Annotated in this window: 16 protein-coding genes; 8 read left to right on the top strand and 8 right to left on the bottom strand. The window is 70.8% G+C overall.

Translation table 11 applies throughout. The features are described from left to right. Positions 1-714 precede the first annotated feature (714 nt). Positions 715-2,682: an acetate--CoA ligase gene (acs, locus tag ABIC63_RS01985; RefSeq protein WP_354318474.1), complete on the bottom strand. Its 1,968-nt coding sequence runs from the start codon at positions 2,680-2,682 to the stop codon at positions 715-717. 28 nt (positions 2,683-2,710) lie between these two features. Next, the gene (locus tag ABIC63_RS01980) at positions 2,711-4,354 is read right to left on the bottom strand and encodes an acyl-CoA synthetase (protein ID WP_354318473.1); all 1,644 of its coding nucleotides are present in this window, start codon (positions 4,352-4,354) and stop codon (positions 2,711-2,713) included. 126 nt (positions 4,355-4,480) lie between these two features. On the opposite strand from ABIC63_RS01980, the gene ABIC63_RS01975 reads away from it, so the two are divergent. The 6 genes from ABIC63_RS01975 to ABIC63_RS01950 all read left to right on the top strand — a co-directional run bounded on the left by ABIC63_RS01975 (position 4,481) and on the right by ABIC63_RS01950 (position 12,706). Further along, the gene (locus tag ABIC63_RS01975; protein WP_354318472.1) at positions 4,481-6,484 is read left to right on the top strand and encodes a hybrid sensor histidine kinase/response regulator; all 2,004 of its coding nucleotides are present in this window, start codon (positions 4,481-4,483) and stop codon (positions 6,482-6,484) included. Next, on the top strand, positions 6,481-7,254 hold the full coding sequence (locus ABIC63_RS01970) for a response regulator transcription factor (protein ID WP_294378926.1): 774 nt from the start codon (positions 6,481-6,483) through the stop codon (positions 7,252-7,254). Before ABIC63_RS01975 ends, ABIC63_RS01970 begins: the two co-directional genes overlap by 4 nt. A 239-nt stretch (positions 7,255-7,493) precedes the next feature. Continuing rightward, positions 7,494-7,802, top strand: coding sequence for a DUF485 domain-containing protein (locus ABIC63_RS01965; RefSeq protein ID WP_017760087.1), 309 nt, complete (start codon positions 7,494-7,496; stop codon positions 7,800-7,802). Further along, positions 7,799-9,541: a cation acetate symporter gene (locus tag ABIC63_RS01960; RefSeq protein ID WP_502935833.1), complete on the top strand. Its 1,743-nt coding sequence runs from the start codon at positions 7,799-7,801 to the stop codon at positions 9,539-9,541. The genes ABIC63_RS01965 and ABIC63_RS01960 overlap by 4 nt, the downstream gene beginning before the upstream one ends. Positions 9,542-9,661: 120 nt before the next feature. Continuing rightward, positions 9,662-11,212 (top strand): alkaline phosphatase D family protein, encoded by a 1,551-nt coding sequence (locus ABIC63_RS01955; protein ID WP_354318471.1) that lies wholly within the window; start codon positions 9,662-9,664, stop codon positions 11,210-11,212. A 285-nt stretch (positions 11,213-11,497) separates the two neighbouring features. Then, positions 11,498-12,706: an MFS transporter gene (locus ABIC63_RS01950; protein WP_052383685.1), complete on the top strand. Its 1,209-nt coding sequence runs from the start codon at positions 11,498-11,500 to the stop codon at positions 12,704-12,706. Positions 12,707-13,572: 866 nt separating this feature from the next. On the opposite strand, the gene ABIC63_RS01945 is transcribed toward ABIC63_RS01950, so the two are convergent. After that, the gene (locus ABIC63_RS01945; protein ID WP_354318470.1) at positions 13,573-15,033 is read right to left on the bottom strand and encodes an MFS transporter; all 1,461 of its coding nucleotides are present in this window, start codon (positions 15,031-15,033) and stop codon (positions 13,573-13,575) included. A gap of 122 nt (positions 15,034-15,155) precedes the next feature. On the opposite strand from ABIC63_RS01945, the gene ABIC63_RS01940 reads away from it, so the two are divergent. Further along, on the top strand, positions 15,156-15,392 hold the full coding sequence (locus ABIC63_RS01940; protein WP_294366798.1) for a hypothetical protein: 237 nt from the start codon (positions 15,156-15,158) through the stop codon (positions 15,390-15,392). A gap of 245 nt (positions 15,393-15,637) precedes the next feature. Here ABIC63_RS01940 and ABIC63_RS01935 read toward each other — a convergent pair whose 3' ends face one another. The 5 genes from ABIC63_RS01935 to ABIC63_RS01915 form a co-directional block, all read right to left on the bottom strand. Then, positions 15,638-16,468, bottom strand: coding sequence for an urease accessory protein UreD (locus ABIC63_RS01935; protein WP_354318469.1), 831 nt, complete (start codon positions 16,466-16,468; stop codon positions 15,638-15,640). Between the two features lie 129 nt (positions 16,469-16,597). After that, positions 16,598-17,116 carry a nucleoside deaminase gene (locus ABIC63_RS01930; RefSeq protein ID WP_354318468.1) on the bottom strand — a complete coding sequence of 173 codons (519 nt, stop codon included), beginning with the start codon at positions 17,114-17,116 and terminating at the stop codon, positions 16,598-16,600. Positions 17,117-17,320: 204 nt separating this feature from the next. After that, the gene (locus tag ABIC63_RS01925; RefSeq protein WP_294366804.1) at positions 17,321-17,590 is read right to left on the bottom strand and encodes a hypothetical protein; all 270 of its coding nucleotides are present in this window, start codon (positions 17,588-17,590) and stop codon (positions 17,321-17,323) included. A 140-nt stretch (positions 17,591-17,730) separates the two neighbouring features. Then, positions 17,731-18,693: an isopenicillin N synthase family dioxygenase gene (locus ABIC63_RS01920; protein WP_354318467.1), complete on the bottom strand. Its 963-nt coding sequence runs from the start codon at positions 18,691-18,693 to the stop codon at positions 17,731-17,733. Positions 18,694-18,710: 17 nt separating this feature from the next. Then, the gene (locus ABIC63_RS01915) at positions 18,711-19,739 is read right to left on the bottom strand and encodes an ABC transporter substrate-binding protein (protein ID WP_354318466.1); all 1,029 of its coding nucleotides are present in this window, start codon (positions 19,737-19,739) and stop codon (positions 18,711-18,713) included. A gap of 535 nt (positions 19,740-20,274) precedes the next feature. Between ABIC63_RS01915 and ABIC63_RS01910 the strand changes: the two genes are divergently transcribed. After that, positions 20,275-21,279: an isopenicillin N synthase family dioxygenase gene (locus ABIC63_RS01910; RefSeq protein ID WP_354318465.1), complete on the top strand. Its 1,005-nt coding sequence runs from the start codon at positions 20,275-20,277 to the stop codon at positions 21,277-21,279. Positions 21,280-21,307 lie beyond the last annotated feature (28 nt).

Genomic DNA, 21,307 nt, shown 5'->3' with positions numbered 1-21,307 from the left:
ACCTCCGCACGCACACCGCCATCCTCCGCCTCGACATTGCGCCTGAGCCGCCGGAATTCGGTACCGACGCCAATGGAGACGCAGCGCATGAACTGCCGAGGCGCCGATGCCGTTGCGATCATCGGACGCCGGTGATGCGACCCGTGACGCGCAAAAAGCGGCGCGCGTGTGCCGCGAAGCGAACGATACGGATGTGCCGGGCAAGCATCCTGGCAATGCGATGCGATGCGATGCGATGCATACGGTGCGCCCGATGCGCCCGATGCGCCCGATGCGCCCGATGCGTGCGATACGGGCGATGCAACATGGGCGCGGCACAGAGGAGTTGCCGTCGGACCTGCCCGGGGGGGCGGCAGTTCACCAGCGGCGTCAGCCGCGTGACCCCAAGCGCGAAGGGGATGGGCTTGTGCGCAACGTCGAGGCGGAGGATGGCGGTGTGCGTGCGGAGGTGCCATTCGCGGCGCCGTGCAGTGCGGCAAGCACGTTGGTGGAGAGCGAGCACCCGTGTGGTGAGGCAAGTCGGTCAGCGCGAGCGTGCACCGGGAGCGCGCATGCCGACGTCCTCTGCCGGGTTACCGTTCTGGACACTCGTGCGACCGGTGCGACCGGTGCGACCGGTGCGACCGGTGCGACCAGTGCGACCAGTGCGACCAGTGCAACCCATGCAACCAGTGCAACCCATGCAGCCGGAACGACGGGCCTGACCAGCTCCGCTCAGTTCGTCTGCGCCAGCTGCTCCAGGATCGCCGGGTTCTCCAGCGTCGACGTGTCCTGGGTAATGGCCTCGCCCTTGGCGATGCTGCGCAGCAGGCGGCGCATGATCTTGCCGCTGCGCGTCTTGGGCAGGTTGTCGCCGAAACGGATGTCCTTGGGCTTGGCGATCGGCCCGATCTCCTTGGCCACCCAGTTGCGCAACTCGTTGGCCAGGGCCTTCGCCTCCTCGCCCGTCGGGCGGGGCCGCTTGAGCACCACGAAGGCGCAGATCGCCTCGCCCGTCGTGTCGTCCGGGCGGCCCACCACCGCGGCCTCGGCCACCAAGTCGGTCTTGGCCACCAGCGCCGACTCGATCTCCATCGTGCCCATGCGGTGCCCCGACACGTTCAGCACATCGTCGATGCGGCCCGTGATGGTGAAGTAGCCCGTCTTCGCATCGCGGATCGCGCCATCGCCCGCCAGGTAGTAGCGGCCCTGGAATTCTTCCGGAAAGTAGCCCTTGCGGAAGCGCTCCGGATTGCCCCAGATCGTGCGGATCATGGACGGCCAGGGCCGCTTGACCACCAGGATGCCGCCCTGGCCCCAGGGCAGCTCGTTGCCCGTCTCGTCCACCACCGCCGCCGCGATGCCCGGGAAGGGCAGGGTGCACGAGCCCGGCACCAGATCGGTGGCGCCCGGCAGCGGCGTGATCATGTGGCCGCCCGTCTCCGTCTGCCAGAAGGTGTCGACGATGGGACAGCGCCCGCCGCCCACATGCTGGTGGTACCAGGTCCAGGCCGCGGGGTTGATCGGCTCGCCCACCGAGCCGAGGATGCGCAGGCTCGACAGGTCGTAGCGGGCCGGGTGCACCGCCTCGTTGGCCTCGGCCGCCTTGATGAGCGAGCGGATGGCTGTCGGCGCCGTGTAGAAGATCGTCGCGCGGTGCGCCTCGATCATCTGCCAGAAGCGGCCGGCGTCGGGGTACGTCGGCACGCCCTCGAACACGATCTGCGTCGCACCCAGCATCAGCGGCCCGTAGGCGATGTAGGTGTGGCCCGTCACCCAGCCGATGTCGGCGGTGCACCAGAAGATGTCGTCGGCCTTCATGTCGAAGGTCCAGTGGCAGGTCAGGGCCGCATGCAGCAGGTAGCCGCCGGTGGCGTGCTGCACGCCCTTGGGCGTGCCCGTGGAGCCCGAGGTGTAGAGCAGGAAGAGCGGATGCTCCGCCTCCACCCATTCGGGCTCGCAGTGCTCGCTCTGGCCGTCGACCAGCTCGTCCAGCCACAGATCGCGTGGCGCCTGGAAGGGCACGGCCGCGCCGGTGCGCCGCGCCACCACCACATGCCGCACGCTGGCGCAGCCACCCTGGGCCAGCGCCTCGTCCACGATGGCTTTGAGCGGCAGCTGCTTGCCGCCGCGCACCTGCTGGTCGGCCGTGATGACCAGGCAGGCGCCGGTGTCGGCAATGCGGTCGCGCAGGGCATGGGCCGAGAAGCCGCCGAACACCACTGAGTGGATGGCGCCGATGCGCGCACAGGCCTGCATGGCCGCCACGCCGTCGATGGACATGGCCATGTAGATGACGACGCGGTCGCCCTTCTTCACGCCCAGGGCGCGCAGCGCGTTGGCGATGCGGTTGACCCGCACCAGCAGCTGGCGGTAGCTGACGTGCGTGACGGCACCGTCGTCGGCCTCGAAGATCAGCGCCGTCTTGGCGCCCAGGCCGCGCTCGATGTTGCGCTCCAGGCAGTTCCAGCTGGCGTTGAGGGTGCCGTCGTTGAACCATTCGAAGAAGGGCGCGCGGCTGTCGTCCAGCACGCGGGTGAAGGGCGTCTTCCAGCCCACGTACTCGCGGGCCAGACGGCCCCAGTAACCCTCGGGGTCGGCCTCGGCCTCGGCCACCAGGCGGTCGTAGGCGGCGCGGCCGGAGACATTGGCCTTCGCGGCCAGGACGAGGGGCGGGGGATAGAGGGCGGCGGTGTCGCTCATGGTCGTCTCCGTGAAGGGAAAGGGGTCGTCACTCGATGGCGCGGGCGGAGTGCACCCGCTCGCGCAGCACGAACTTCTGGGTCTTGCCGGTGGAGGTCTTGGGCAGCTCGCCGAAGACGATCCGCTTGGGCATCTTGAAGCGGGCCAGCAGCGGCCGGCAGAAGTCCAGCAGGGCGGCCTCGTCCACCACCATGCCGGGCTTGAGCTCGACGAAGGCGCAGGGCACCTCGCCCCACTTGGCATCGGGCATGGCCACCACGGCGGCGGTCAGCACGGCGGGGTGGTGGTGCAGCGCGTCCTCCACTTCGATGGACGAGATGTTCTCGCCGCCCGAGATGATCACGTCCTTGCTGCGGTCGGTGATCTTCACGTAGCCGTCGGGGTGCAGCACGCCCAGGTCGCCGGTATGGAACCAGCCGCCGGCAAAGGCCTCCTCGGTGGCACGCGGGTTCTTGAGGTAGCCCTTCATCACCGCATTGCCGCGGAAGAAGATCTCGCCCACCGTCTCGCCGTCGGCCGGCACCGACTGCAGCGTGGCGGGGTCGAGCACCGTCACCGCCTCCTGCAGCGGATAGGGCACGCCCTGGCGGCCGTTGAGCCGCGCACGCTCGACCGGCGGCAGCTGCGCCCACTCGGGCTTCTGCGCGCACACGGCGGACGGGCCGTAGACCTCGGTCAGGCCGTAGACATGGGTGATGGCGATGCCCGCGGCCTCGCAGCCCTCAATCACGGCGGCCGGTGGCGCTGCCCCGGCCACCAGGCCCTGTACAGGATGGTCGATGCCCGCGCGCAGCGCGGCGGGCGCGGCAATGAGCAGGCTGTAGACGATGGGCGCGCCGCACAGGTGCGTGATGCGGTGCTCGCGGATCAGCCCGTAGATCACCGCGGGATCGACGCGCCGCAGGCACACGCTGGTGCAGGCCATCAGCGCCGTGGTCCATGGAAAGCACCAGCCGTTGCAGTGAAACATCGGCAGGGTCCACAGGTAGACCGCGCCCTGAGGCAGGTTCCAGGCCAGGGCGTTGCTGGCGGCGTTGAGGTAGGCGCCGCGGTGGTGGGTGACCACGCCCTTGGGATTGCCGGTGGTGCCGCTCGTGTAGTTGAGGGCGATGGCGTTCCATTCGTCGGAAGGCGGCTGCCAGTCGAAGGCGGGGTCGCCGAAGGCGAGCAGGGCCTCGTAGCCGATCTCGCCCAGCCGGGCGCCGGGCGGTGCCGTCTCGTCCTCCACCTCGATCACCAGCGGCCGGTGCGCGCCCAGGGCGCTCAGCGCCTGCGCCACCACGCCGGCGTACTCGCGGTCCACGAGCAGCACCTTGGCCTCGCCATGCTGGAGCATGAAGGCGATGGCCTGCGCGTCGAGCCGGGTGTTGAGCGTGTTGAGCACGGCGCCCGTCATGGGCACGCCGAAGTGGGCCTCGTACATGGCCGGCACGTTGGGCAGCATGCAGGCCACCGTGTCGCCAGGGCCCACGCCGCGCTGGGCCAGGGCGCTGGCCAGGCGCCGGCAGCGCTCGTAGGTGGTGGCCCAGCTCTGCCGCAGCTCGCCATAGATGAGCGCGGTGCGCTGCGGAAACACATGCGCCGCCCGCGCCAGGAAGGACAGCGGCGTCAGCGCCACGAAATTGGCCGCATTGCGGTCCAGGCCCAGGTCGTAGGGATTGATGTGCGTCAAGCTTGTCTCCTGCGCAGTCGTGCCATCGTTCGACGGCGGTCATTTGTTGGCTTGGGGTCAGCCACATGCAGCAGACTCCGCCGCCGCAAGGATGAACCCCGAAGATTGCAGGAGACGCCGCCGAATATGACGAATGTTTGCAGCCCTGCTGCAGCCGAAGACGGCGGCGGCCCGGCGCCCCTGCAGCGCTACGTCACGCTGCAGACCGGCCTGGACATGCTGGACGACGGCATCTCCATCTTCGATGCCGAGCTGCGCCTGGTGGCCTGGAACAAGGCCTACCTGCGGCTGCTGGACTTTCCGCCCGCGTTGGTGTGGATGGGTGCCCCGTTCCGCGACTTCATGGAATTCAACGCCCGCCGCGGCGACTACGGCCCGGGCGACCCCGAACAGCTGGTGGAGGCGCGCATGGCGCTGGCGCGGCGCTTCGAGCCGCACGACGTCGAGCGGGTCCGACCCGATGGCCGCGTGCTGCGCATCCGCGGCCAGCCCGTGCCGGGCCTGGGCTTCGTCACCCTGTATTCCGACGTCACCGAGCGCCACCGCGCGGAGGCCACCATCCGTCGCCAGAACGCCGAGCTGGAAAGCCGCGTCACCGCGCGAACCACAGAACTGCAACGCAGCGAGCAGCGCGTGCGGCTGGTGATGGACTCCATCCCGGCGCTGGTGGCGTACTTCGACGCCGGGCGCGTCTACCGCTACCTCAACCGCGGCTACGCGGACTGGTTCGGGGTCGACACCGCTCGGCCCGAGGGCGTGAGTGCGCGGCGCTTCCTGGGCGAGGCGGTCTATGCGCATGTGCGCCCGCATGTCATGCGCGCACTGGCGGGCGAACCACAGAGCTTTGCCTACGACCTGTGCACGCAGGACGGCCAGATCCGCACGGTGCGCACCTCGCTCGCGCCCGAGCGCGCCGCCGACGGCCGCGTGGCGGGCTGCTTCGAGCTCACCTTCGACATCACCGAGCAGCGCCGCGCCCAGGAGCTGGTGGCGCGGGCGCAGAAGCTGGAATCGCTCGGCCACCTCACCGGCGGCCTGGCGCACGACTTCAACAACATCCTCACGGTGGTGATCGGCAACCTCGATGCGCTGCTGCGCCGCGGCGCCGCCGACGAGACCACGCGCGAGTTCGCCCAGCCGGCGCTGGACGCGGCCCGCCGCGGTGCCGAGCTGGTGCGGGCGCTGCTGAGCTTCGCGCGCCGGCAGCCGCTGCAGGCGGCCTCGGTGCATGTGGGCGCGCTCATCGAGACGGTGGCGCGCCTCGTGCGCCGCGCGCTGCCCGACACGCTGGCGCTGGAGGTGGACGCCGGCCCTTCGGCGCTGTGGACTTGGATCGACGCTACGCTGCTCGAGCAGGCGCTGGTCAACCTGATCCTGAACGCGCGCGACGCCACCGGGCCGCTGGGCCGCATCGTGCTGCGGGCGCGCGCTGCCCGGCTCGACGCCGCCCGGGCGGCGCCGCTGCAGATGTCGGCCGGCGACTGCGTGTGCATCGAGGTGCAGGACGATGGCTGCGGCATGGACGCCGACACGCTCGCCCGCGTGTTCGAGCCCTTCTTCACCACCAAGCCGCCGGGCAGCGGCACGGGCCTCGGCATGGCCGTCGTCTACGGCTTCATCCGCCAGTCGGGCGGTGCCATCGACCTGCGCAGCGCGCCGGGGCAGGGCACCACCGTCACGCTGTGGCTGCCCGCGGCGGAGGCACCCCCGACCGCAGCCGACGAACTGCCCCCGGGCCAGGCCGCAGCGCCGGCCTCGCAGGGCCTGGCGCTGCTGGCCGACGACGACGCGCAGGTGCGCCGCGTGATCCGACGCAGCCTGCTGGAGCTGGGCTACTCGGTGTTGGAGGCCGAGAGCGGCGCCGAGGCGCTGCAGCTGCTGGCCCACATGCCCGGCCTGGCGCTGGTGCTGTCGGACGTGCAGATGCACGGCCCGGTCGACGGCGCTGCCGTGGCCACCGCCGCCTGCGCCTTGCCGGCGTCGGACGGCGCGCCGGCACCGTCCGTGGTGCTGATGAGTGGCCACGCGCCCGAGGCCATCGCCCGTCCGGCGGGCGTGCCCGTGATCACCAAGCCATTCACCGCCGAGCAACTCGCGCGGGCCATCGAGGAAGGGAGACGACCACCATGAATACGCCACGCCACGGCATACCCCCAGCACCGGGTGCGCGCAGCCCCGGCGCCCACGACGAGGGCGGCGCGTCCGACCTGATCTATGTGATCGAGGACGAGCCCGAGGTCGCGCGCATCGTGCGCGCCACGCTGCAGGACTTCGGCTTCGCCTGCGAAGTCTTCGCCAGCGGGGCGGCGGCACTGCGCCGGCTGCAGGTGGAAAAGCCCGACCTGTGCATCATCGACCTCGGCCTGCCCGACATGGACGGGCTGGACCTGATGCGACGCATCTCGGCGGCCAGCAGCGCCGGCGTGTTGATCCTCACCGGCCGCGGCCACCCCGCCGACCGCGTGATGGGCCTGGAGCTGGGTGGCGACGACTACGTGACCAAGCCCTTCGAGGCGCGCGAGCTGGTGGCGCGTGTGCGCAGCATCCTGCGCCGCCGCGGCCAGGCGGGCGCTGCTGCGGCCACCCAGCGTCGCCGGGCGCGCTTCAACGGCTGGTGCATCGACTGGGCCTCACACGTGCTCACTGCGCCGGACGGCACCGAGCACCTGCTGGGCACGGCCGAGGCGCAGGTGCTGCGCAGCTTCATGGAGCGGCCGCACCAGATCCTGACGCGCGAGCAGCTGCTGGGCACCCGCGACCTGCTGCCCACCGACCGCAGCATCGACGTGCGCATCTCGCGCCTGCGCAAGAAGATCGAGGCCGACACCGAGGCGCCGCAGGTCATCAAGACGGTCTACGGCGCGGGCTACCTGTTCGCGGCCAACGTGGAGTGGGACTAGCACCCGAGCGTAGGGGCAGGTTTTCGCCGCCGGGCCGCCCCAAGGCGAAAACGCGCCCCCTCGGGGGGCAGCGACCCGCGAAGCGGCGGAGCGTGGGGGCGCTCCATGCGTCAGCCTCGCGCAAGCCTCATTGCGCGACTTGGATTGCAATGTGACGAATGATTGCGCCGGGTCCGCGCGCCGGGACCGGCATCGAAGAATGCAGCACAGGCTCATTCCAGATGCCAGGAGACAACCCCATGAAAGACCCGGTCGCGGAGCGCATCCGCTCCCATCCCAAATACCTTGAGCTGCGGCGGCGCCGCAACCGCCTGGGCGGCTGGCTCACCGCGATCATGCTGCTCGTCTACTACGGCTATGTCGCGCTGATCGCCTTCGACAAGCCCTTCCTCGCGCGGCCCATCGGCCAGGGCGTGACCACGCTGGGCATTCCCATCGGCCTGGGCGTGATCGTCTTCACCATCGTCATCACGCTGGCCTACATCCGCCGCGCCAATGGCGAGTTCGACCGGCTCACGGCCGAGATCCTGAAGGAGGCCGGCCAATGACGCGTCTCTCCTTCCGTTCCACGGCGGCCCGCCTGGCGCCGGCCGCGCTGCTCATGCTGGCCGGCCTGGCCCACGCCGCAGGCGGCGACGTCGGCCAGGTGGCCAAGCAGCCCACCAACTGGATCGCCATCGGCATGTTCATGGTGTTCGTGGCGGGCACGCTCTACATCACCAAGTGGGCCGCCAAGCGCACGCGCTCGGCGGCCGACTTCTACACCGCGGGCGGTGGCATCACCGGCTTCCAGAACGGCCTGGCCATCGCGGGCGACTACATGTCGGCGGCCTCCTTTCTGGGCATCTCCGCCGCCGTCATGGCCACCGGCTACGACGGACTGATCTACTCCATCGGCTTCCTCGTGGGCTGGCCGGTGCTCACCTTCCTGATGGCCGAGCGGCTGCGCAACCTGGGCAAGTTCACCTTCGCCGACGTGGCCGGCTACCGCTTCCGGCCCGGCCCCATCCGCGCCTTTGCGGCCAGCGGCACGCTGGTGGTGGTGGCCTTCTACCTGATCGCCCAGATGGTGGGCGCGGGCCAGCTCATCAAGCTGCTGTTCGGCCTGGACTACTGGGTGGCGGTGGTGATCGTGGGCGCGCTGATGATGGTCTACGTGCTCTTCGGCGGCATGACGGCCACCACCTGGGTGCAGATCATCAAGGCCGTGATGCTGCTGGCCGGCGTGACCTTCATGGCGGTGATGGTGCTGGCGGCCTTCCACTTCAGCCCCGAGGCGCTGTTCGCCAAGTCGGTGGAGGTGCGCACGCAGATTGCCGCCAATGCCGGCAAGTCGCCGGAAGAGGCACGCAGCATCGGGCTGGCCATCATGGGCCCGGGCGGCTTCGTCAAGGACCCGATCTCGGCCATCAGCTTCGGCATGGCGCTGATGTTCGGCACGGCCGGGCTGCCGCACATCCTGATGCGCTTCTTCACCGTGCCCGACGCCAAGGAGGCCCGCAAGTCGGTGGGCTGGGCCACGGTGTGGATCGGCTACTTCTACCTGCTGATCTTCATCATCGGCTTCGGCGCCATCACGCTGGTGCTGACCAACCCGGAGTTCGCCAACGTGGCCACGGGCGTCATCCACGGCGGTGCGGGCGCGACCAACATGGCGGCCGTGCTGGTGGCCAAGGCGGTGGGCGGCAATGTGTTCTACGGCTTCATCTCGGCGGTGGCCTTCGCGACCATCCTGGCGGTGGTGGCAGGCCTGACGCTGTCGGGCGCCTCGGCGGTGTCGCACGATCTCTATGCCACGCTGATCAAACAGGGCCGCGCCGAGCCGCGCGACGAGCTGCGCGTCTCGCGCATCACCACCGTGGCGCTGGGCATCATCGCGGTGCTGCTGGGCATCGCCTTCGAGAAGCAGAACATCGCCTTCATGGTGTCGCTGGCCTTCGCCATCGCGGCCTCGGCGAACTTTCCGGTGCTGTTCATGAGCGTGCTGTGGAAGGACTGCACCACGCGCGGCGCGGTGGTCGGCGGCACGCTGGGCCTGGCCGCCTCGGTGGGGCTGACCATCGTCTCGCCCTCGGTGTGGGAGGCGACGCTGGGCTATCCCAAGGGCTCGGCGCTGTTCCCCTACACCTCGCCGGCGCTGTTCTCCATGGCCATCGGCTTCGCGGGCATCTGGCTGTTCAGCCTGCTCGACCGAAGCCGCCAGGCCGCGGCCGAACGCGCGGCCTTCCCTGCGCAGCAGGTGCGGTCGGAGACCGGGCTCGGCGCATCGGGCGCGTCCGGACACTGAGCGCAGCATCCCGCGGGGGTGGGGCCTCCATCGTTCCGCGCTTGCCCGGGGCGGCGGCCCCTGCCAGGGGTGCGCCGGCAAGGACAGCTGGCGGCAAGGCGCAGCGAGCATGATCGGGCCATGCCGTCTTCCGTCCGACTCCTGTCGCAGCTCTCCCGCCGTCGCCTGCTGCAAGGCGCGGCGGGCGCGGCGCTTGCCGCCCCCTTCCTCCGATTGCATGCCCAGGGCGGCGACAGCCGGCCGCTCTTCACGCTGGGCGTGGCCTCCGGCTGCCCCACGGCCGAGGGCGTGGTGCTGTGGACCCGCCTTGCCCCCGAGCCGCTGGCGGGCGGCGGCATGGACGAGGCGCCGGTGCCGGTGGACTGGGAGCTGGCCGAGGACGACCGCTTCGCCCGCATCGTCGCCCGCGGAAGGGCCATCGCGGTGGCCGACCTGGCGCACTCGGTGCACGTCGAGGTCGCGGGCCTGGCCCCCGGCCGCGACTACTGGTACCGCTTCACGGCGCAGGGCATGCGCAGCCCCGTCGGCCGCACCCGCACCGCGCGGGCGCTGCAGGACGCGCAGCCGCTGCGGCTGGCCTTCGGCTCCTGTCAGCAGTACGAGCAGGGCTTCTACAGCGCCTACCGCGACATGGCCACGCAGGACCTGGATGCGGTGGTGCATCTGGGCGACTACATCTACGAGTCCTCCTGGGGCCGCCACCACGTGCGCCGCCACGAAGCCGGCCTGCCGCAGGACCTGGCCGGCTACCGCAACCGCTACGCCCTGTACAAGGGCGACGCCGACCTGCAGGCGGCGCATGCGGCCTTCCCCTGGTTCGTCACCTGGGACGACCACGAGGTGCAGAACGACTATGCCAACGACCGCTCGCCGCAGACGCCCGATCCGGCGCAGTTCATGGCCCTGCGCGCGGCCGCCTACCAGGCCTGGTACGAGCACATGCCGGTGCCGGCCTGGATGCGCCCGCAGGGCGTGCAGGCCCGCATCCACGGCCGCTGGCAGATGGGCGGCATGGCCGAACTCTTCGTGCTCGACGGCCGCCAGTACCGCTCGGCCCATCCCTGCGTGCCGGTGACCGGCAACAAGGGCTTCGTCGACTGCGACGAGCGCAGCGCCGCCAGCCGAAGCTACCTGGGCGCCGAGCAGGAGGCCTGGCTCTACCAGGGCCTGGCGCGCGCCCAGGGCCGCTGGACGCTGATCGCGCAGCCGACGCTGATGGCCACCGCCCCGCGCAGCCGTGGCGAGGAGCGCGGCTACTGGGTCGACGGCTGGGACGGCTACGCCGCCAACCGCGAGCGCCTGTACGGCGCGCTGGCGGCGCGCGCCGAGCGCAACGCGCTGGTGCTCAGCGGTGACGTGCACTGCTTCTGGGCCGCCGACCTGCAGCGCCCCGGCGATGCCGCACCGCTGGCCACCGAGTTCGTGGGCGGCTCGATCAGCTCGCAGGGCCTGTCGATGGCGACGGTGGCGGCGCTGCAGGCCAACAACCCGCAGCTGCGCTGGGGCCGTGGCGATGTGCGCGGCTATGCGCTGGCCACGCTGGCGCCGGCCGAGGCGCGCATCGAGTTCCGCGCGGTGGACGACATCCGGCGTGCCGATTCCGGCGTGAGCCGGCTGGCGCGCTTCGTGGTCGAGCACGGCTCGCCGGGCGTGCACACGGTGGCGGGCTGATGCCGCTGGGGTCCGCCGTCGCCGCGCGGCCGGACCGCGCGCGGCGAATGGCGGCATCCGGCGGCGGGTGGCGCCCGACAATGCTCTGCCGCCGTCCGCACCCGCCGCACAGGAAGACCCCGCCTGCCGACCCGGATTCGCCCCCCTGTCGCCGCCGTGCCCGCCGACGCTGTTAGGGTCGGCGATTCCCGGGTTTTCCCTCATCCTTGGCCGACTGCCGGTTCCACTTGCCGATCGGCAATGCCGGCAGGCGTCCTGCGCCCTGTTCTGTCCCGCGCCTTGCCCATGACTTCCGCCGCTTCCCTCGCCGACGCCCAATCCGAACGCACGCTGCTGCGCGCCGTGCTCGCCCTGGGTCTGGGCGGTTTCTCCATCGGCACGGGCGAGTTCGTGATCATGGGCCTGCTGCCCGAGGTGGCGCGCGACATCGGCACCAGCATTCCGCAGGCCGGCCACGCGATCAGCGCCTATGCGCTGGGCGTGGTGGTGGGCGCGCCGGTGCTGGCGGCGCTGGCCGCGGGCTGGCGCCGTCGCGTGCTGCTGATGGCGCTGATGGCCTTCTATGCCATCGGCAACATCGCCAGCGCCCTCGCACCGGACTACCTGTCGCTGCTGGGCCTGCGCCTGTTGACCGGCCTGCCGCACGGCACCTATTTCGGCGTCGCGGCGCTGGTGGCGGCGGCGCTGGCACCGCCCGGGCAGCGGGCGCGTGCGGTGGGGCTGGTGATGCTGGGCCTGACCGGCGCCACGCTGGTGGGCGTGCCCATCGCGGCGTGGCTGGGCCAGCATTTCGGCTGGCGCGCGGCCTTCGTCTTCGTCGGGCTCATCGCCGCCGCGGCGGTGCTGATGATCCGCCTGTGGGTGCCCGACATGGCGGCGGCGCAGGGGGCGAGCCCCATGCGCGAGCTGGGCGCGTTGCGCCGGCGCCAGGTGTGGTTCACCCTGGGCATCGCGGCCATCGGCTTCGGCGGCATGTTCTGCGTGTTCAGCTACGTCAAGCCCACGCTGACCGAGGTGGCCGGCCTGTCGGTGGGCCGCGTGCCGCTGGTGCTGGCGCTGTTCGGTGTCGGCATGGTGGCGGGCAACCTGGTCGGCGCGCGCCTGGCCGACCGGGCGCTGATGCCGACCATCGGCGGCATCCTGGCCTATGCGGCGGTGGTGCTGGCGGCCTTCTCGGTCACGGCCCACCATCCGGTGGCGGCATCGATCAACATCCTGCTGGTCGGCACGCTGGTGGCCATCGGCCCGGCGCTGCAGATCCGGCTGATGGACGTGGCCGGCGACGCCCAGACCCTCGCCGCGGCGCTGAACCATTCGGCCTTCAACATGGCCAACGCGCTGGGCGCCTGGCTGGGCGGCGTGGCCATCGACGCGGGCCTGGGGTGGACGTCCACGGGTTGGGTCGGCGCGCTGCTGGCGCTGGCGGGGCTGGCGCTGTTCGCGGCGGCCGTGGCGGATGGGCGTCGCATGTCGCGGGGTGCGCGGCTGGCTTGAGTTCGTTGTTCTTGTCGGGGGCCTCTGCTGGGCGCTTCGTGTTGGATGGTGAGCCGGGATTGCGTGTGTTCGGTGGTTGGGCCAGGGTGACTTGCTCATTGGCTGGCCCACGACTCTTGTTGCTTGTCCTGCCAAGTGCCAACTTCATCGGATGACCACCGGCAGGGGGTGCTAACCGGCGGAGGACGCCGGCATGCGCGCTCCCGGTGCACGCTCGCGCCGACCGGCTTGGTGCACACGGCGGGTGCTCGCTTTCCACCGACGTGCTTGCCGCACTGCACGGCGCCGCGAATGGCACCTCCGCACGCACACCGTCATCCTCCACCTCGACGCTGCGCCCGAACGGCTGGGTTCGGCCGCCCTGGTCCTCACTCCGTTCGCCCTGAGCCTGTCGAAGGGCAGAGCGGCGCGCGGCGCAAATGCCCGGCGGTGCTTGAGCCGCCTGCGTGCTGCCTATAGGGGCGGGCTGCGACAGGCTCAGCCCGAACGGGTTGGGATTGACTGGCCGGCATAGCTCCAGCGCCCGAAGGGCCCAGAGCACCCGAAGACCCGACGACGCCGAAGACCCAACGGCGTCAAAGACCCAGGGTCCTAAAAACGGGAGGGCTCGCGCGCAGCGTCGAGGCGGAGGGTGCCGGTGTGCGTGCGGAGGTGCCATTCGCGGCGCCGTGCAGTGCGGCAAGCACGTCGGTGGAAAGCGAGCACCCGTGTCGCGCAACAAGCCGGTCAGCGCGAGCGTGCACCGGGAGCGCGCATGCCGGCGCCCTCTGCCGGGTTACCGCCCCGACGACCTGCGAACCCAGGCCTTCAGAGCGCCCCTACGACTGGCAACAGTACACCCGGACTGCTCCACCCACCCGACCGGCTCAAGACCCCCGCCGCGCCCCCTCCATCGGCGGCGCGATCTCCTCCAGCGCGCGCTGCTCCGCATCCACGCCCCAGCGCAGCGCCGCCAGCCCCGCCGCGATGACCAGTGCCGCACCGATGCCGTAACCGATGGCCACCGCCCCGCGGCTGCCCGTCTCGATCAACGCCCCGAAAAGCCAGGGCGCCACGAAGCCGCCCGCACCCGTGCCCAGCGCGTAGAACAGCGCAATCGCGATGGCCCGCATCTCCAGCGGAAACACCTCGCTTACCGTCAGGTAGGCCGAACTGGCCGCCGCCGAGGCCAGGAAGAACACCGCCGACCAGGCCAGCGCCTGCGTCAAGGCATCCAGCCAGCCCGCCATGAAGGCCACACCCGTCAGCGCCAGGCCCACGCCCGCGCCCGCATAGGTGAGGGCGATCATCCGCCGCCGGCCCACGCTGTCGAACAGCGGCCCCAGCAGCAGCGGCCCCAGCACATTGCCCAGCGCGAAGGGAAAGATGTACAGCGCCACCCGCGACGCATCCACGCCGTGGAAGCGCGTCAGCACCAGCGCATAGGTGAAGAAGATCGCGTTGTAGAAGAAGGCCTGCGACAGCATCAGCCCCAGCGCGACCGCGCTGCGCTGGCGGTAGTGCACCAGCAGCACGCGCGCCACCTCGCGCAGGCTGGGGCTGGGCCGGTGGCCCACCGGCGCATGGACGACCGGCGGCGGCAGCGGCCCGTGCTCCCGCGCCACCTGGGCCTCGATGTCGGCCAGGATCCGCTCGGCCTCCGCCGCCCGCCCGTGCGCGGCCAGCCAGCGCGGACTCTCGGGCACATGGCGGCGGATCAGCACGATGGCCAGGGCCAGCAACGCACCCAGCCCGAAGCCCACCCGCCAGCCCCACACCGGACCGAACACCCGCGGGTCGAGCACCACCAGCGCCAGCCCCGCGCCCAGCGCGGCGCCAAGCCAGAAGCTGCCGTTGATCGCCAGGTTGACCCGGCCCCGCACCCGCGCCGGCACCAGCTCGTCGATGGCGGAGTTGATCGCCGCATATTCGCCGCCGATGCCCAGGCCGGTGAAGAAGCGGCAGACCGCGAAGATCGCGAAGGTGGGCGAGAAGGCGGTGGCGAAGGTCGCTGCCGCGTACACGGCCAAGGTGAGCATGAACAGCTTCTTGCGGCCGAGCCGGTCGGTCATGCGGCCGAAGACCAGCGCACCGGTCACTGCCCCCGCCACGTAGAGCGAGCCGGCCAGGCCCACCTGCGCGGCCGTCAGGCCCAGGGTGTCGCCGCGCTCCAGCACGCCGCCGATGGAGCCGACCATCGTCACCTCCAGCCCGTCGAGCACCCAGGCGATGCCGAGCGCGATGACCACGCGCCAATGCCAGCGCGACCAGGGCAGTCGGTCCAGTCGTGCGGGGATGTCGGCGCCTGCAGGCGCCGACGGAGAGGAAGAAGTGGCAAGGGTCGTCATGGCGCTCCGATCTGCGGGCCACGCTAGCGCGGCCCGGGACGCGGAGGCGTCGGCCATGGCTGACAGGCGATGTGGCGAATGGACGTAGACGGACCCGGGCGCCGGGCCGCAGCGTCGCGGTGATGACCCAATCCCAAGACCCCTCCCAGGACGTCGCCACGCAAGGCGCGACGCCCGCCTCGTCGCCGCAGCGCGAGACGCCCCGCCAGGACAAGGCCTCGCCCGGCACGCATTACAAGGACGAGCCGGAAGTCACCCAGGAAGAGTCCGTGCCCCTCGACGGCAAGGACCCGGTGGGCGAGAAGATGATGGAAAAGCTGGGCGACGAACGTCGCCAGCAACAGGAGGATCGCCAATGAAGCGCGGGCACGACGCACTACTGGCAATGGGCGAGACGGTGCCCGTCATCGATCCGCCGCCGCCCACCCCGGTGCCGCCGTTGACCGAACCTTTCCCGCCCGGCACGGAACCCGCGCCGCCTGTGCCTGTGCCGCCGTCGCCCTCGCCGGAGCCGCTGCCCGCGCCGTTTCCTGCGTAGCCTGCGAGACGGGCCGGAAGCCCTGCGCCACGACCGATGCCGGGCCCATGCCGGCAATGCGCCGATTCAGGTGGACCAGATGCGCGGCGGCGCCCCGTCCAGCCGCCACAGTTGGCGGCGCCAGTCGGTCCAGATGCCCCGCAGCAGCTGCATCGCCGGCTCGACCACCGGCGCGAGCACCCGCACGACGATCACCGAGGGCTGTGGGCTGGTGGCGCCGGCGGTCTCGCCCAGGGCGTGGCTGTCGATGCGGGTGCGGGCGATCTCCAGCAGGGCCTCGCGCCGTTCGCGAGGGATGGGCGTGCCGCTCACATGGAAGAGCGAGGCAATGCAGCGCCGACCGGCCAGGCCCAGCGCACCGTCGAGCAATGGGGCATCGCCGGCCTCGATGCGTCCCCGCTCCAGCCAGACACCGGGCACCTCCAGGTGCTGCTGCAGGCTGCCCGCCACGAAGGGCTGGCCTGCATGGGGCAGGCCGAGGGCCGTCACGTCCCAGCCGATGAATTCGCCGCCCGGTTCCACATCCAGGCGCAGGCGGTTGTGGGCCTGGCAGCCGCTGTAGCACAGGGCTTCCAGCGGCAGCCATTCCAGCCGCGCCCCGGCCTGCACCTGCAGGTGCGTCTGCTGCACCGCGGGTTCGCCTTCGCTGCGGTAGAAGCGGGATGCGCCCGGCGTGGTGACCAGGCCGTGGCTGCCGGCAGCGGCCGTCACGTGGATGTCGAGCGTGTCGCCACCCACCAGGCCGCCGGGTGGGTGCACCAGCACGTTGTGGCAGATGGTGTCGCCTTCGGGGTAGAGGCTCTGCAGGATGCGCAGCGGACCGTCATGGCGGAAACGCGCCACGCTGCGGCCGTCGCGCGCGGCATAGTCGATGGAGAGTCGGGCGTGCCAGGGCATCGGGGGAGTCTAAGCAGGCGCAAAGCGCGGGCCTCGCAGCGCAGGCTACAGAAACGGCCTGCCGCCGACGACTGCGCCGCGGCATCGCAGTGCGGCGGCCGGAACGCGTCCGGGAGAAAGCCGTGCAGACTACGCGGCCTTCCAGGCCCCGACGTGCGCCGCACCGGCCTCGTCGATCAGGGCGGGGCCGAGGCAGTCGATGGCATGCGGCGAGGCGCGGAACACGTCGCGGCAGGAGAGCTCGGCGTCGCGCTGGTCCGAGCGCTCGCCACGGAACTCGCGCAGCCGCTCGGCATCGATGCCGAACACCACGCGGCCGATGCCCGACCAGAAGATCGCCCCCGCGCACATCACGCACGGCTCGGCCGAGGAATAGATCGTGGCCTTGGCCAGCACCTCGCGGCCGAGGCCCAGGCCGGCGAGCTTGCGGATGGCATTGGTCTCGGCATGGCCGGTCACGTCGCCGGTCTCGCCGCTGTTGCAGTAATCCTCGGTCAGCACGCGGTTGTCCTCGGACACGATGACGGCGCCGAAGGGCCGGTTACCGCGGCGGCGGCCGGCATGCGACCAGCCGATGGCCTTGCGCAGGTAGCGGCCGTCGCGTTCGTCGAGCGCGACTTCCGGGGGAAGCAGGGTGGAGAAAGACATGGAGCGGGCGGCGGGCAGGTGCCGCGGAACGAAGGGGGAAGAGGCAGAACGGCCGGGCGCCGCAGACTGCAGGAGGCATGCCAGCCGCGCCGGAAGGCGCGGTGGGCACGGGACAGGGATTGAAATGCGCCAAGCCTGGCGAAGGTGGACGGCCTGCGATGAAGCCGGCAGGAAGGAAAGGAGGATCGGTGCGGGCTCGGGCGATCAGACGTCGAAGTCCAGCGAACGCTCCTGCCGGTGCAGCGGTGCCTCGGGCGGCAGCGTCGACTGGCGAAGGGTGCGCAGGCCCAGCTCGGTGATGCCGAAGACGACCGCCTCGCGGGCAGAGCCCGGCCCGAAAGGCCCCACGGCCGGCACGCTGGCGGTGATCAGTTGGGCCGCCTTCAGCAGCAGCACGTGGTCCACCTCGGCCGTCTGTCGGACGGCCAGCGGAAAGCGTTCCTTCTCGATGCGAGCCAGGTATTCGAGGGACATCGCCACCTCCTGTGCGAACCGCCATTCTGTGACTTAATTCACAAACAAGTGTGACGCTGGATCAAGGCCTTGTGTCGACTGTGAGTACTTGTTTGCGACAGCGGCACGGGCCGGCGCGGGCAGCCCGGCGCGCCACCGCATCAGGCCGCGGCGGCGATGCCGTAGGTGCGCCGGTACATCTCCACCAAGTGTTGGCCGGCCGTACACGGCGCGAAGCGGGGCGTCTCGCCCGCTGCGACGGTGCCGGGCACGGCCTCGATGCGGGCCAGGTAGTCCGGCTCGTAGAAGAAGGGGATGGAATAGCGCGGCGCGCCGCCCGAATGCACGTTGCGCACGCGGTGCGGGTTGGAGTGGTACAGGCCGTTGGTCCAGCGCGGAATCATGTCGCCCAGGTTGACCACGAAGCAGCCTGCGATGGGCGTGGCGGGCAGCCAGTCGCCACCGGGCATCTGCACCTCCAGGCCGCCGTGGCCGTCCTGCGCCAGGATGGTGATGGCGCCCCAGTCGGTGTGCGCCCCGGCGCCGAAGGTGCGCTCGTCCGCGCCTTCGGGGTGGGCGGGGTAGCGGATCATGCGCAGCGTGACCATGGGGCTGTCGCTGGTGGCGTCGAACCAGGTCTCGGGGAGCTGCAGCGACAGCGCCATCAGCTGCATCAACCGGCGCGACAGGGCCAGCATGGCCTGGATGTAGGCCTCGCATTGCGCGGGCGCGTCGGGCACCTCGGCGGGCCACTGGTTGTGGCCGTAGGTCTGGTAGCCGGCAAGCACATAGGGATGGTCGGCCGGGTAGGCCATGCCGCAGTAGAAGCTTTCCTTGAGGTCGGGGCGGGCGGCGGCGTCGAGGGTCTGTGCACCCATCAGCTCGTAGCCGCGCATCGCGGGCGACTTGTGCATCTCCAGCGCCTCGCGCGTGGCCATCGGCACGTCGAGCAGCCGGCGGGCCAGCTCGAACTGGGCCTGCACCTGTTCGGCCGGCACGCCGTGGTGGCGCACGTAGAAGAAGCCCGAGGCCATGGCGGCGGCGCGCATCTGCGCGGCCACCTCGGCGCTGCGCGGCCCGCCCAGGGCGAGCGCGCCGCCCAGGTCGATGACGGGGATGGTCATGGCGGCCTCGTACCTTGTCAGGCCTTGAGCTTGCGCTCGGCAGCCGTGGGCAGGAAGCGGTCGGTCCAGATGTCGCCCACGGTGGGCGAGCTCTTCAGGCCGAAGGCGGCGACGGTCTCGTCGATGGTGGCTTGCAGGCGCTCGGGCGTGGCGGCGCCCCAGCCGAGGGCCATCGTGCCCGGCGTCTTCATGCTGCCGTCGACGATCAGCTGCAGGCGCTCGTGCTCGATGGCCTCGTTGGCCAGCGGTTCGCGCGCCTTGATGGCGCCGGCGCCGGCCTTCGTGTCGGCCATGGCCTCGATCCAGCCGCGTGTGGTGGCCTTGACGAAGGCCTTCATGGCCTCGGCGTTCTCCATGCTCTTCGCATTGGCGACCAGACCGTTGCCGTACGACTTCATGCCGTAGTCCGAGAAGCGGAAGGCCGTGATCTGTTCCGGGCCCATGCCGCGCAGCTTGAGGTTGAGCAGACCGGTGAAGTAAAAGTAGCCCGCGCCGTCGAAGTCGCCCTTGACGAAGCGGGTGTCGCCGATGTCGGGCGCCACGTTCTCCCACTTGACGCTGGCCGGGTCGAAGCCCTGGGCCTTGGCGAAGACGGGAAACAGCTTGCGCGAGGCATTGAAGGGCTGGCCCAGCAGCGTCTTGCCCGCCAGGTCGGTGGGCTTCTTGATGGGGCCGTCCTTGCGCACCAGGATGGCGTTGGGATTCAGGTCGTACTGGATGGCCACGGCCTTGAGGCCCGCCGTGGGGTTGTTGACGTCGAACTCGACCATGGTGGCCAGATCGGCCGAGGCGCAGTCGTAGGCGCCGCTGCCCACCAGGCTGATGGCGGCGGCCGAGCCGTTGCCGGTGTCGATGGCCACGTCGAGCCCGGCGTCCTTGTAGTAGCCGCGCTGCTGCGCCAGCAGGAAGCCGGCGGCCGTGGCCTCGACCTTCCAGCCCAGGTTGAACTTGAACTTCTGCAGGGAGCCCTGGGCACGCACGAAGGGCGTGGCGGCGAGCAGGGTGGCGGCGCCCGAGGCGGCCAGGAGGGAGCGGCGGTGCAGCATGGTGCGGTCTTCGAACAAATGCGTTGGAAAGCCCCGCGGGCGGTGGGCCGGGCGCGGGGATGCCAGAGCAATTTCCGGGCGGCTCCGGGTGGGGCCGCTGAACGCTTCTACTCCTGCAAGGGTTTCAGCACGATCCATGCCGCGCGCGTTGCAATGCCTGCGCGCCCGCGCGGCCTGGGCTCGTGCACCACCAGCGCTCGCGTGTGGTGCGGCCATGGCGGCGCGCGCACCGCCCTGGTTGGTCACGCCCCGGCTTGGCGCAAGAGACCCTTGGTCGATCTCGGAAAGCGCACAAAACGCTTGCTGCGTCCCGGGGTGCGCCGCCCATAATCGCGGCCCAGAGAGTAGAAGCGTTCAGCAACGCCCGCCTGCCGCCCCGGCAGGTGTCAGCGGCCCGGGAATTGCTCTTGACGTCCTGCCCACGTGCACCGTGGCGCGGCGCGATCAGGATGCAGCAGCAGCCCCGAAGCCCGCCCTCCATGGTCTCCGACGGACGGACAACTTCCTTCCACCCCACTCACCGGAGAGCCCCACCATGACCGCCATCGCCACCACCGCCCCCGACTTCGCCCTTGCCGAGCTTGAAAAGGAATCGCGCATGGGCGCGATGGGTTCGGAGACCACCACCCGCGAGGTGCGCCGCATCAGCCTGGCCGACTTCGACACCCGCCGCGCCGAGATCGCCGACCAACTGTGGGATGCCGCGGTCGACGTCGGCTTCTTCCAGCTGGTGGACCACGGCATCGACCTGGCCGACATCCGCGCCGCCTTCGCAGAGGCCGAGCGCTTCTTCGCGCTGCCCGATGCGGTGAAGGCCCAGTACCCGCTGGCCAACAACGCCGGCTGGGAGAGCAAGGCACAGGTGCGGCCCTCCACCGGCACCGCCGACCAGAAGGAGAGCTACCAGATCACGCTGCCGCTGATGGGCCCGCTCTTTCCCACCGAGGCGGAACTGCCCGGCTTCAAGGCCGCCATGCTGGCCTTCGAGCAGAAGAGCTGGGAGATCGGCATGAAGGTGCTGTCCTGCTTCGCGCTCAAGCTGGGCTTCGACACCGAGTTCTTCACCCGTGCGCACGACAAGTCCAGCGCCGAGTACCAGAGCACGCTGCGTCTGCTGCATTACTACGCCATCCCGCCCGAGGCGCAGGCGCATCTCGACCTGTGGCGCGCCGGTGCGCACACCGACTTCGACTGCCTGACCATCCTCTACCAGCGCCAGGGCCAGGGGGGCCTGCAGGTGTGCCCGGGCAAGGAGTTCGAGAAGCAGGAGTGGACGTCCATCCCGCCCGACGAGGACGTCATCACCTGCAACATCGGCGACATGCTCATGCGCTGGAGCGACGACCAGCTGCCCAGCAACTTCCACCGCGTGCGCAACCCGCTGCCGGGCGAGTACATGGGCCCGCGCTACAGCATCGCCTTCTTCTGCCAGGCCAACCGCGACGCGTTGATCGAGTCGCCCTCGGGCAAGTACCCGCCCATCACCGCGGGCGACTACCTCAAGCAGCGTATCGCGGCGAATTTCGGCAGGAAGTACTGAGCCTCGCCACGCAGGAGGCGGGCCCGAC

Source organism: Pseudacidovorax sp. 1753 (assembly GCF_040544975.1).
In the GTDB taxonomy this organism is placed as follows: Bacteria; Pseudomonadota; Gammaproteobacteria; order Burkholderiales; family Burkholderiaceae_C; genus Xenophilus.
The sequence above is the reverse complement of the archived record's forward strand: the minus strand, read 5'-3'. Positions and strand labels throughout refer to the sequence as shown.

What these genes read in the sequence shown, in the direction of transcription:
- ABIC63_RS01915 (WP_354318466.1), bottom strand. Translation starts at nt 19,739, where the DNA reads ATGCTGCACCGCCGCTCCCTCCTGGCCGCCTCGGGCGCCGCCACCCTG.
- ABIC63_RS01930 (WP_354318468.1), bottom strand. Translation starts at nt 17,116, where the DNA reads ATGTCTTTCTCCACCCTGCTTCCCCCGGAAGTCGCGCTCGACGAACGC.
- ABIC63_RS01950 (WP_052383685.1), top strand. Translation starts at nt 11,498, where the DNA reads ATGACTTCCGCCGCTTCCCTCGCCGACGCCCAATCCGAACGCACGCTG.
- ABIC63_RS01925 (WP_294366804.1), bottom strand. Translation starts at nt 17,590, where the DNA reads ATGTCCCTCGAATACCTGGCTCGCATCGAGAAGGAACGCTTTCCGCTG.
- ABIC63_RS01935 (WP_354318469.1), bottom strand. Translation starts at nt 16,468, where the DNA reads ATGCCCTGGCACGCCCGACTCTCCATCGACTATGCCGCGCGCGACGGC.
- ABIC63_RS01955 (WP_354318471.1), top strand. Translation starts at nt 9,662, where the DNA reads ATGCCGTCTTCCGTCCGACTCCTGTCGCAGCTCTCCCGCCGTCGCCTG.
- ABIC63_RS01910 (WP_354318465.1), top strand. Translation starts at nt 20,275, where the DNA reads ATGACCGCCATCGCCACCACCGCCCCCGACTTCGCCCTTGCCGAGCTT.
- ABIC63_RS01945 (WP_354318470.1), bottom strand. Translation starts at nt 15,033, where the DNA reads ATGACGACCCTTGCCACTTCTTCCTCTCCGTCGGCGCCTGCAGGCGCC.
- ABIC63_RS01920 (WP_354318467.1), bottom strand. Translation starts at nt 18,693, where the DNA reads ATGACCATCCCCGTCATCGACCTGGGCGGCGCGCTCGCCCTGGGCGGG.
- acs (WP_354318474.1), bottom strand. Translation starts at nt 2,682, where the DNA reads ATGAGCGACACCGCCGCCCTCTATCCCCCGCCCCTCGTCCTGGCCGCG.
- ABIC63_RS01970 (WP_294378926.1), top strand. Translation starts at nt 6,481, where the DNA reads ATGAATACGCCACGCCACGGCATACCCCCAGCACCGGGTGCGCGCAGC.
- ABIC63_RS01940 (WP_294366798.1), top strand. Translation starts at nt 15,156, where the DNA reads ATGACCCAATCCCAAGACCCCTCCCAGGACGTCGCCACGCAAGGCGCG.
- ABIC63_RS01960 (WP_502935833.1), top strand. Translation starts at nt 7,799, where the DNA reads ATGACGCGTCTCTCCTTCCGTTCCACGGCGGCCCGCCTGGCGCCGGCC.
- ABIC63_RS01975 (WP_354318472.1), top strand. Translation starts at nt 4,481, where the DNA reads ATGACGAATGTTTGCAGCCCTGCTGCAGCCGAAGACGGCGGCGGCCCG.
- ABIC63_RS01965 (WP_017760087.1), top strand. Translation starts at nt 7,494, where the DNA reads ATGAAAGACCCGGTCGCGGAGCGCATCCGCTCCCATCCCAAATACCTT.